The organism is uncultured Streptomyces sp. (genome assembly GCF_947488945.1).
Classification (GTDB): Bacteria; Actinomycetota; Actinomycetes; order Streptomycetales; family Streptomycetaceae; genus Streptomyces.
The window spans coordinates 68,120-78,528 of record NZ_CANLBS010000027.1 but is presented as its reverse complement, the minus strand read 5'-3'; the positions used below and the strand labels follow the sequence as shown (position 1 = coordinate 78,528).

Below are 10,409 nucleotides of genomic sequence, written 5' to 3'. Positions count from 1 at the left end.
GCGCGATACTGGGATTGAACCAGTGACCTCTTCCGTGTCAGGGAAGCGCTCTCCCGCTGAGCTAATCGCGCGGGGACATGCGGTGGTGCTGCGTCGGTTCGTACTGCGTGCGCGATACTGGGATTGAACCAGTGACCTCTTCCGTGTCAGGGAAGCGCTCTCCCGCTGAGCTAATCGCGCGGGGACCCTTGCGGGCCGGTGGACGATACTGGGATTGAACCAGTGACCTCTTCCGTGTCAGGGAAGCGCTCTCCCGCTGAGCTAATCGTCCTTGGAGGTGGAGACGGGATTTGAACCCGTGTAGACGGCTTTGCAGGCCGTTGCCTCGCCTCTCGGCCACTCCACCCGGAGTCCGGGGGTTCGGGAAGATCCCCCGTTTCCTGCGAGCGGACGACCAGGTTCGAACTGGCGACCTCAACCTTGGCAAGGTTGCGCTCTACCAACTGAGCTACGTCCGCTTGTCTTTCCCGGTGCGCTTGCGCGTCCCGGCGACGTGTTGAACTCTAGCGGATTCCCGGGCCAGTACAAAAACGCGTTTGCGCAGCGTGCTGCGGTGCACCCCCGGACCCGGGGGCGCGGACCCGGCCCGGCGCAGGTCACCGCGTGCCGCCCTAGACTCGGCAGGGTGTCCGACCTCCCTCCCCTGGCCCGCTTCGGCGGCCGTGTCGCCTCCGGCCTGAGGGACGTGACGAGCGATCTCTCCGCGCTCGACTCCTCCGGCTTCTGGGCCGTCTGCGCCGATTTCGAAGGGCGTCCCGTCTGCGCCCGCTTCTCCCGCGTACGTACCGAGCGGGTGCCCGCTCCCGTGCCCGGAGCCTGGCGCGGGCCGGACCCGGGGGAGTGGACCTCCTCCCTGGACCGGTCCGCCTACCTGGAGGGTGTACGCCGGATCCGCGCCCACATCGCCGCCGGGGAGGTCTACCAGGCCAACCTCTGCCGGGTCCTGTCCGCGCCGCTGCCCGACCCCGAGGCCGACGTGGACGCGCTCGCCGCGCTGCTGGCGGTCGGCAACCCCGCCCCCTACGGCGGAACGATTCGGCTGCCCGGCCACGGGGTGGAGGTCGCCACCGCCTCCCCGGAACTCTTCCTGGAGCGCGACGGGCGGACCCTGCTGTCCGGGCCCATCAAGGGCACCGGCAGGACCGAGGCCGACCTGCTGGAGAAGGACCACGCCGAGAACGTGATGATCGTGGATCTGGTCCGCAACGACCTCGGCCGCGTGTGCGCCACCGGCAGCGTGACCGTGCCCGAACTGTGCCAGGTGGAGAAGCACCCCGGCCTCGTCCACCTCGTCTCCACCGTGCGCGGCCGGCTCGCCGACGGCGCCGGCTGGCCGGAGGTCTTCGCCGCCGCCTTTCCGCCCGGCTCGGTCACCGGTGCCCCCAAGTCCAGCGCCCTGCGCATCATCGAGGCACTGGAGACCGCCCCGCGCGGCCCGTACTGCGGCGCCGTCGGCTGGGTCGACGCCGACCGCTCGACCGCCTCCCTCGCCGTCGGCATACGCACCTTCTGGATCGACCGCGCCGGTCCGTCCCCGCGCCTGTGCTTCGGCACAGGGGCCGGCATCACCTGGGGCTCGGACCCGGTGCGCGAGTGGGAGGAGACCGAGCTGAAGGCCGCCCGGCTGCTCGCTGTAGCGTCGGGGCGGTACGAGGAGGCCGTGCCGGCCGGGCACGGGCAGACAGGAAGGACCGGTCCATGAAGATCTGGGTCAACGGCGGGCTGAGCGAAGCCGAGGACGCCCGGGTGTCGGTGCTCGACCACGGGCTGACCGTGGGGGACGGCGTCTTCGAGACCGTCAAGGTCGCGGCGGGCCGCCCCTTCGCCCTCACCCGCCACCTGGACCGGCTCACCCGGTCGGCGCGCGGCCTCGGTCTGCCCGACCCGGACCTGGACGAGGTGCGCCGCGCGATCGGCGCCGTCGTCGCGGCCAACCCGGCGGAGCTGGCCCGGCTGCGGATCACCTACACCGGGGGCGTCTCGCCGCTCGGCTCCGACCGGGGCGAAGACGGTCCCGGACTGGTCGTCGCGCTCGGTGGGACCTCCCGCCGCCCTGACACCACCGCCGTGATCACCGTCCCGTGGACGCGCAACGAGCGCGGCGCGCTGGCCGGGCTCAAGACCACCTCGTACGCGGAGAACGTCGTCGCCCTCGCCCGCGCCCGCGAGCGGGGCGCCTCCGAGGCGCTCTTCGCCAACACGGTCGGGCAGCTCTGCGAGGGCACCGGCTCGAACGTCTTCGTCGTCCTCGACGGGGAGATCCACACCCCGCCGGTCGCCTCCGGCTGCCTCGCCGGCATCACCCGCGCGCTGGCCGTCGAATGGACCGGCGCGGTCGAGAGCGACCTTCCGTTCGACGTCCTGGAGCGCGCCGACGAGATCTTCCTGACCTCGACGCTCCGCGACGTGCAGGCCGTGCACCGGGCCGACGGCCGCGAGCTGCCGGACGCGCCGGGGCCGGTGACCGCCAAGGCCATGCGCACCTTCGACGAGAGATCGGGCGACGACCTCGACCCGTGACGGCCGGACCGGCCCCCGTACGGCGCCCCTCGGCCGTCCCCTCCGCTCCGGTGCGATGTGCTCCGGTGCGGAAAGGGAGATGACGGCCGGTGGCCCGCCGGGATAGAACACCTCTGATGACCACCACCCTGCGGCCGACCGGGCCGATCGAAGAAGGCGCCGACGGCGCGAGGATCCGCGCGTACGAGGTGTGCGACAACGGACGTCCCGTCGGCGCCGTCGTCGTCGGCACCGACGCGGACTTCGGCGCCCGTACCGGCGTGATCCACTCGCTGCGGATCGAGGAGGACCGGCGCCGGCGCGGGCGCGGCGCCATCGCGGCCCTGGCCGCCGAGGAGGTGCTGCGCGGCTGGGGGTGCACCTCCGTCCGCGCAGAGGTCCCGGCCGGATCGGCCGCCGGGCGGGGGCTGGCCGCGATGCTCGGCTTCACCGAACGCGGCCGCACCCTGGTCAAGGAGACCGGCCCGCGCGACGCGGAACTCCCGGCCGGAGTGACCGGGCGGCCGATGACGGAGGACGAGTTCGTGCCCTGGCTGGCCGGCCGTCGGCAGGAGTACGCCCAGGAGTGGATCGACCGGGGCGTCCCCGCCGACCAGGCCCGGCAGAAGTCGGAGAAGACCCACGACGCCCTGCTGCCCCAGGGACCGACGACCGAGGGCGCCCACATCCACCAGCTCGTCGCCCCCGGCCCGGACGGCGGCGAGGAAGTCCTCGGCCACGTCTGGGTCGCCCGCCGCGACCAGGACGACGGCCTGCCGTCCGGGTACGTGTACTACGTCGAGGTGGCCGAGCGGCACCGCGGCCGGGGCCACGGCCGGGCACTGATGCTGCTGGCCGAGAACCTGGGCCGCCTCGACGGGCTGGAGCGCATGGGCCTGCACGTCTTCACCACCAACACCACGGCGCGGCGGCTCTACGAGTCGCTCGGCTACCTCCCCCACAGCCACCACCTGGTCAAGGATCTGTAGCGGCCCCGGGGCCCGTGGCCCGCAAGGGGCGCGGAGCGGAGCGGAGCCGTCAGCCGGCCAGCCGCGCCTCGATGGCCGCCGCGACGCGTTCGCGCAGCCCTTCCTGGCTCTTTCCGCCGTCGAACCGCTCGTCGCCGACGACGTACGTGGGCGTCCCGGTCACGCCGATGGCCTTGCCCTCGGCCTGGTCGGCGTCCACGATCAGCAGGTGCCGGCCGTCGATCAGGGCCGTGTCGAACTCCTCGGCGTCCAGGCCGAGTTCGCGGGCCACCTCGATCAGCAGCGGCTCACCGCTCCGGTTCAGCTCGTCCGTGCGCCCCAGTACCGCCTCGATGTACGGCCAGTCCGCGCCCTGCGCGGCGGCCTCCTCGGCGGCCTGGGCGGCGGCGTACGCGTGCTTGTGCTTGTCCAGCGGGAAATGGCGCAGCCGGATCTCGACGCGCTCGCCGTACGCGGCGCGCAGGGCGTGCAGGTCGGACAGGGCCCGCCGGCAGTCGGGACATTCGAGTTCGCACCAGAAGTCGACGAGGACCGGGGCCGCGGGGGTGGTTTCGCTCATGGACTCCAGTCTTCCAGGCCGGACGGCACCCGTGCCCGCGGGGCCGATCCGCCTGCGCCACCCGCCGGGGCCGCCCGCCGGGGTCGCCCCGCAGGGCGGTGCGACAGGACCCGGGCGCGCCCCGCGTGATCGCTCCCGGGGATGAGGGCCGCCCCTGAGATCTCCCTGATGCGGCCCGGAGACGTGGCCCCGAAGGGGTCGGCCGGTGCACGATGGAGGGGACATTTCCCCGGCCGTTGGAGGCTGCGATGCTTGCCGAGACCATCTGCTCCGCCGTGTCGGCGGCGGGCCTGGGCATCGCCGCCGTGACGGCGTACCGCAAGCGGTTCCTCACCGCGACGCGCGTCGCCGCGTACTCCCTGGTCCCGATCGGACTGGTGCTGACCGGCGTGGTCGAGTGGGTCGCCGGCATCGCCTTCAAGCCGAGCGTCTGGCTCGGCTTCGGCCTTCTCGCCGTGGCCTGGCTCCTCTTCATGGCGACCCGCGCCGTGGAGCGCCGCCGCGGGACCACCCGTAAGGAACGCAAGGCGGCCCGCGCCGCGGAGGCGGGCAGCCCGGTGGCGCCCGGCGCCTCCTCCCCGTCCCTGGGCGGGGCGGCCCCCGCCGCCGGAGCGGAGCCCCGCACCCGGCCCGCCGCCGGCGGGCGGCGGACCGGGAAGAGCGCCGCCGACCCGTCGGACGACTTCAGCGACATCGAGGCGATCCTCAAGAAGCACGGCATCTGACGCCGGCACTCCCTCGGGCCGCGCATCCGCCATGGGGGCGGGCCCGGGGCGACGGCGGCACGGCCCGTGGGTTCCGATGCCCCGTACGCGTCGCAGCCCGCATGAATCGATTCATGCGGGTTATCCCGCCCTCAGGCGGTTCCGTTGGCGGGAGGGTGGGTGCATGCGGGTGACACCAGGCCTTGACCGCTGCCGAGCGTCGGCATTACCGTCCCCGCACGGTTTGAATCAATTCATTCTCTCCGCCGCACCGGAACGGGCCGACCGGCGACGGCGGTGGGCGACGCGGACGCGCGCACCGGGACCGGCCCGTACGGGGTCTTCCGCGCGGTCGTCCGTACGATGGAGTCCGCCGCCGCCCTACGCGGCGGCCGGATGCGTCAGTGGGGCAGGGCAAGTGGGGCGTGTGGCAGGGATCAAGGACGTGGCCCGGCAGGCGGGCGTGTCCGTCGGCACGGTGTCCAACGTGATCAACCGGCCGGATGCGGTTCTTCCGGAGACGCGGGCCCGCGTGCTCGCGGCGATCGACGAGCTCGGGTACGTCCGCAGTGAGTCCGCCCGGCAGCTCCGGGCCGGGCGGAGCCGGATCATGGCCCTGCTCGTCCTCGACATGGGCAACCCGTTCTTCGTGGACGTGGCCCGCGGCGCGGAACGCGCGGCCCGGAAGGCCGGTCTCGGCGTCATGGTCTGCAACAGCGACCAGAGCGCGGCGGAGGAGGCGGAGTACCTCGGTCTCTTCGCCGAGCAGCGCGTCTGCGGCGTGCTGGTGACGCCCGCCGACGCCAGCGGACGGAACCTGAAGGCGTTCGGCCGCCACCGCATCCCGTTCGTCCTGGTCGACCGGGTGGCGTCCGGCCCGGACTCCTGCGCGGTCTCGGTCGACGACGTGCGCGGCGGAGCCCTCGCCGTCGCTCACCTGGTCCGGGCCGGACACCGCACCGTCGCCTACGTCAGCGGGCCGGGCGACCTCCACCAGATCAGGGACCGGAGGCAGGGTGCGCTGGCCGCCCTCGCCGAGGCAGGACTGCCGCCCGAGGCCTTGGTGGAGATCCCCTCCGAGCGCCTCGACGTGGCCGCGGGCCGGGACGCCGGGGCCCGGCTGCTGGGCCTCGTGCCGCGCCCCACCGCCGTCTTCTGCGCCAACGACCTGCTCGCCCTCGGCGTTCTCCAGGCGCTTTACGCCGCCGGCGTGCGGGTACCGCAGGACGTCGCCCTCGTCGGCTACGACGACATCGAGTTCGCCGCGGCCGCCGCCGTACCGCTCACCTCGGTCCGGCAGCCCGCGGTCACCATGGGGCGGATGGCTGCGGAGCTGCTGCTGGAGGAGGCGGACGACGAGCGGGGCGTCCACCGCCACCGCAGCGTGGTGCTCCAGCCCGAACTGGTCGTCCGCGCCTCCAGCGCGTCCCCCCGCTGACCCCCCGCCAGGGCTCGGTCCGCCCGGCCGGGCCGCCGGCGCCGCCGCGGTGCCGTGAAGGCCGGGTCCGGGGGAGGGCCGGGATCGGGAAGGGCGGGCCGGGGAGGCCGGGACGCGCCGAGGCGGGGCGGCGCGTGCGAACGTACGGTGCGCGATCGGACCACCGAGCGAATTCTGACCGCCCCGGGAGGTGAACTCCCGCCCATCAAGGTGGTGTTGGTGGAACGGGACCGCTGTTCTGCGTCATGATCACCGGGAAATGGTGGACACGTCCCGGGGCCAGGCCCCCGCACCCCCTGCCGAAGAGCCGCGCGGCTGCCTCTTCGCGCTCTCCCAGCCGCCTCTGATGATCTTCCTGACGGTGGTCGGAGGGCTGCTGCTGATGGCAGCGCTGCACGATCTCTTCCTGCTGTGACCGGCGCACCCCGAGAGCCCGCGCCCGTCGCGCGGTCCTCCCCGCGCGCTCGGGGGAGCCCGGGTCCGGCCCCGGGCATCGAGGGGGCGAAGATCTGCGCGCGCTAAAAGGTGCTAGTTACACGGGCATGTTTCGGCCACATGTTCTCGACCGTTTCGCCCCCGAAAATGACCTTCGAGGCTCCTTCGGTCTGACTGCGTAGGCATGCGGAGGCGAAGGGGACGGACTGATTCCGGGCCGCGTGCAGAAGAAAATCGGGGGAAGCGACCGCCATTCTGTGTGGGACCTGTGTGAAGTTGTGGGCGCTCGGTGACCGCTGGGGCTGCCGGGATCGTCTTCCTGTGGGGGGAAGTTGTTGTCCATTCATGCCTTCGGCATGCCCTCTGGGCGTGCCCGCACGACCGCAAGACACACCTTGACCGCGGCGACGGTGGTACTGGCGCTCGGTGTCGCGGCGCTGCCGGCCGTGGCCGACGAGCAACCGGCGCCCCCGGCGTCGGTCTGGGGGAACAAGGAACAGAAGCTGGAGAAGCCGCAGGTGCAGGTCGGTGTGAACCGTGCACCGGCCTCCGCACCCGCCGCGCCGGCTTCGGGGGAGCGGGCGGCGTGGCTGGAGGCGGAACGGGACCGCACCGACCGGGCGCGCGACGCGGCCGGGGCGGCGGCCCTGGCCCGGAAGCAGAACAAGGCCGCGCCGTCCGCCCCGTCCGCATCGGCCGATCCGGGGACCGGCGCCGCGACGGCCGCGCTGCTGGCCGGCGTTCCGCAGGGGCAGGGGGACGTCCCCTGGCACCGGATGGCCGACACGCGGCTCACCGACGCGTTGGTGGCGCGGGTGGACTACTCGACGGGCAACCTGATGCTCGCGGGCACCGACTTCGACATCGCCGGGGTCGGACAGAGCCTCCAACTGGCCCGCACGTACAACTCCCTGGACGCGCCGGCCGGAGCGATGGCGCAGCGCTCCTGGTTCACCTACGAACGCCGCATGGAGACGTCGTCGACGACCGAGGTCCTCTGGTACGACTCCAGCGGTGCCACCGTGTCCTTCGCGAAGAAGAGCGACGGCACGTTCACCACCCCCGCCGGGTACTCCCGGGACCTGGTGAAGAACAGTGACGGCACCTACACCCTGACCGACCGCAAGTCCGGCACGAAGGACACCTACACCTCCTCCGGCGCCCTGTCGAAGGTCACCGACCGGAACGGCGGGGTCATCACCGTCACGTCGCACGGTGCGGGCGCCGGTTTCAAGCTCACCGAAACCCGGTCCGGGCGGTGGGTGGACGTCACCAACGACGGCGGCGGCTGGTGGCACGCCACCGACCACACCGGCCGGCAGGTCTCCTACCTCCTCGACGACCAGGACCGGGTCGCGAAGGTCACCGACACCAACATGGCGACCACCACGTTCGGTTACGACGCTTCCGGACGCGTCGTCTCGGTCACGACACCGAAGAACCGGGTCACCCGCTTCGGCTACGACACCCAGAACCGGGTCACCTCCATGCTCCGGGCCTCCACCCCGGGCGGTACCACCGGGCCGGCGTGGACGTACGCGTACTCCGCCTCGACGGCGACGGCGGCCGGGACGACGACGGTCACCGACCCCGAGGGCGACTCCACGAAGTACGTCCACAACGCGGACGGCGAGGTCACCAAGGTCACCGACCCTCTCACCCACTCCCGCTCCACGACCTACCTGGCGCACATGGCCTCCACGGCCGTCGACGCCCTCGGCGCGGGCTCCACCCCCGGCAACACCACCACGTACGGGTGGGACTCCCGCAACAACCCCACGTCGGCCGCCCTGCCCAGCGGCGCCACCGCGCAGATGACCGGCTGGCTGACCAAGGCGGGCATGGACGTGCCCGGGACCCTGACCGGCACGGACAACAACAAGACCGACTACGGCTACGACGCCGTCGGCAACACCACGTCCGTCGCCGTCACCGGAACCGGCGGCGGAACGACGACCGCCGACTACAACCCGGCCACCCCCACGTGCGGCGGGTTCAAGGGCCAGAAGTGCTCGGTCACCGACGCCCGCGGCAAGAAGACGTCGTTCACCTACGACGCCGAGGGCAACCTCAAGACGATCACCCCGCCCGCCCCGCTGGGCGAGACCACGATCAGCTACGACTACGAAGGCCGGCCCGAGATCGTCAAGGACGGACGCGGCATCCAGACCGTCTACGTCTACGACGACCGCGACCGCGTCACCATGGTCTCCTCCACCAACGCCACCGTCGAGTACCGCTACGACGACGACGGCAACCAGATCTGGCGCAAGGACGCCACCGGCGAGACCGACTACGCCTACGACACCCTCTCCCGCGAGTACTTCCGCTCCCTTCAGGACGAGTCCGAAACGACCCTCGCCTACACGGCGGCCGGTGACCTCGACACCTACACCGACCCGATGGGCGTCACCGACTACACCTGGGACGCAGCGGGCCGCCTCGCTTCCCTGAAGGACCCCGCGGGCCGCACCACCACGTACGAGTACAACGACAACGACAAGCGCACCCACACCTATTACCCCGGCGGCACGGTGCAGGAGGTCACCCTCGACGAGGACGGCAAACCCTCCGCAGTCAGGACCACCAACGGCACCAGCACCCTCGTCGATCTGACCTACACCTACACCCAGACGTCCGGCGACCCCGGCACCAGGATCTACAGCCGCACCGACCACGCCACCGACCTGAAGACCGCCTACACCTACGACAGCGCCGGACGCCTGTCCTACGCCAAGGAGACCAACTCCTCCGGCACCCGCACCGCGTCCTGGCTCTACTGCTTCGACAAGGCCGGCAACCTCACCCACCAGGACACCACCGCCGCCACCTGCCCCACCACCCTCACCTACGCCTACGACGACGCCTCCGAGCTGATCTCCAGGAACGGCTCCACCACCGGCTGGTCCTACGACAAGCTCGGCAACGAGACCTCCGCCGCCCCGGCCGGCGGGGCCGCGCGCACCGGCGAATCGTGGTCGGACTACAGCCAGCTCACGAGCATCACCACGGGCGGCACCACCAGCCAGGCCAAGCACGCCGGAACCACCAACGACGAGCGCACCAAGCTCGGTGACACCTGGTTCCACCAGACCCAGCTCGGCCTCGCCTCCACCACCACAGGTTCGACGGACACGGGATTCGTCCGGGAGCCGGCGGGCACCCTCAACTCCATGACGAGGAGCGGGAAGAGCTACTACTACCTCACCGACGCCACCGGCAACGTCCTCGGCGCCGTCGACCAGGCAGGCACCCGCACCCACACCTACGCCTACACCCCCACCGGCACCGCCCGCACCACCCCCACCGAGACGGTGCCCCAGCCCTACCGCTTCGCCGGCGCCTACAGCGACCCGACCGGCCTCTACAAGATGGGCGCCCGCTACTACGACCCCGCCCTCGGCCGCTTCACCCAGCCCGACCCCTCCGGCCAGGAGAAGAACGCCTACCTCTACGCCGAAGGCGACCCCGTCAACCGCACCGACCCGTCGGGGTTGCTCAGCTTCGGCGATGTCACAGGTGTCGGAGACTGGGCGAGTCTCACTTACGACACGTTGACCGGCGACACCGAGGGCGCGAACGCCACCAAGGTGGGAATCCTGGCCGGAATCGGCTTCGAGTCGCTCTGCCTGGCCGGTGCCGCAGCCGGGTCCTTCGCCACGCTCGGCCTCTCGGTCGGTGCCGGCTTCACCGGGTGTTCTGTCGTGGCCGCAGGGGTGGCCGGCGCGACGACCGCCGCATACAGCTGATCAGAAAATCGGGGGCGGGACACGGGTCCCGCCCCC

8 protein-coding genes and 5 tRNA genes are annotated in these 10,409 nt (G+C 72.1%); 7 read left to right on the top strand and 6 right to left on the bottom strand.

Features of this window, described 5'->3' with window-relative positions:
• The 5 genes from Q0994_RS30310 to Q0994_RS30290 form a co-directional block, all read right to left on the bottom strand.
• A tRNA-Val gene (locus Q0994_RS30310) sits at positions 1–71 on the bottom strand.
• Between the two features lie 37 nt (positions 72–108).
• Positions 109–180: transfer RNA gene (locus tag Q0994_RS30305), tRNA-Val, on the bottom strand.
• A 19-nt stretch (positions 181–199) separates the two neighbouring features.
• Positions 200–271, bottom strand: a tRNA-Val gene (locus Q0994_RS30300).
• Position 272: 1 nt separating this feature from the next.
• A tRNA-Cys gene (locus Q0994_RS30295) sits at positions 273–346 on the bottom strand.
• A gap of 39 nt (positions 347–385) precedes the next feature.
• Positions 386–458: transfer RNA gene (locus Q0994_RS30290), tRNA-Gly, on the bottom strand.
• 167 nt (positions 459–625) lie between these two features.
• On the opposite strand from Q0994_RS30290, the gene Q0994_RS30285 reads away from it, so the two are divergent.
• From Q0994_RS30285 to Q0994_RS30275, 3 genes are all read left to right on the top strand, one after another.
• The gene (locus tag Q0994_RS30285) at positions 626–1,702 is read left to right on the top strand and encodes a chorismate-binding protein (protein ID WP_299541133.1); all 1,077 of its coding nucleotides are present in this window, start codon (positions 626–628) and stop codon (positions 1,700–1,702) included.
• The gene (locus tag Q0994_RS30280; protein WP_299541131.1) at positions 1,699–2,520 is read left to right on the top strand and encodes an aminotransferase class IV; all 822 of its coding nucleotides are present in this window, start codon (positions 1,699–1,701) and stop codon (positions 2,518–2,520) included. Before Q0994_RS30285 ends, Q0994_RS30280 begins: the two co-directional genes overlap by 4 nt.
• Positions 2,521–2,636: 116 nt before the next feature.
• Complete coding sequence (locus tag Q0994_RS30275; RefSeq protein ID WP_299541129.1) at positions 2,637–3,488, top strand: N-acetyltransferase; 852 nt, start codon at positions 2,637–2,639, stop codon at positions 3,486–3,488.
• 49 nt (positions 3,489–3,537) lie between these two features.
• On the opposite strand, the gene Q0994_RS30270 is transcribed toward Q0994_RS30275, so the two are convergent.
• Positions 3,538–4,047: a DsbA family protein gene (locus tag Q0994_RS30270; RefSeq protein ID WP_299541126.1), complete on the bottom strand. Its 510-nt coding sequence runs from the start codon at positions 4,045–4,047 to the stop codon at positions 3,538–3,540.
• A gap of 248 nt (positions 4,048–4,295) precedes the next feature.
• Here Q0994_RS30270 and Q0994_RS30265 point away from each other — a divergent pair, with 248 nt between their 5' ends.
• The 4 genes from Q0994_RS30265 to Q0994_RS30250 all read left to right on the top strand — a co-directional run bounded on the left by Q0994_RS30265 (position 4,296) and on the right by Q0994_RS30250 (position 10,373).
• Complete coding sequence (locus Q0994_RS30265; RefSeq protein ID WP_299541125.1) at positions 4,296–4,772, top strand: hypothetical protein; 477 nt, start codon at positions 4,296–4,298, stop codon at positions 4,770–4,772.
• Positions 4,773–5,169: 397 nt separating this feature from the next.
• The gene (locus Q0994_RS30260; protein WP_299541123.1) at positions 5,170–6,189 is read left to right on the top strand and encodes a LacI family DNA-binding transcriptional regulator; all 1,020 of its coding nucleotides are present in this window, start codon (positions 5,170–5,172) and stop codon (positions 6,187–6,189) included.
• 259 nt (positions 6,190–6,448) lie between these two features.
• Positions 6,449–6,604, top strand: a complete 156-nt coding sequence (locus Q0994_RS30255) for a hypothetical protein (protein ID WP_299541120.1) — start codon at positions 6,449–6,451, stop codon at positions 6,602–6,604.
• Between the two features lie 415 nt (positions 6,605–7,019).
• A complete protein-coding gene (locus tag Q0994_RS30250; RefSeq protein WP_363325588.1) occupies positions 7,020–10,373 on the top strand; it encodes an RHS repeat-associated core domain-containing protein in 3,354 nt (1,117 codons plus the stop codon).
• The last annotated feature ends 36 nt before the right edge of the window (positions 10,374–10,409 follow it).

What these genes read in the sequence shown, in the direction of transcription:
- Q0994_RS30280 (WP_299541131.1), top strand. Translation starts at nt 1,699, where the DNA reads ATGAAGATCTGGGTCAACGGCGGGCTGAGCGAAGCCGAGGACGCCCGG.
- Q0994_RS30275 (WP_299541129.1), top strand. Translation starts at nt 2,637, where the DNA reads ATGACCACCACCCTGCGGCCGACCGGGCCGATCGAAGAAGGCGCCGAC.
- Q0994_RS30270 (WP_299541126.1), bottom strand. Translation starts at nt 4,047, where the DNA reads ATGAGCGAAACCACCCCCGCGGCCCCGGTCCTCGTCGACTTCTGGTGC.
- Q0994_RS30265 (WP_299541125.1), top strand. Translation starts at nt 4,296, where the DNA reads ATGCTTGCCGAGACCATCTGCTCCGCCGTGTCGGCGGCGGGCCTGGGC.
- Q0994_RS30255 (WP_299541120.1), top strand. Translation starts at nt 6,449, where the DNA reads ATGGTGGACACGTCCCGGGGCCAGGCCCCCGCACCCCCTGCCGAAGAG.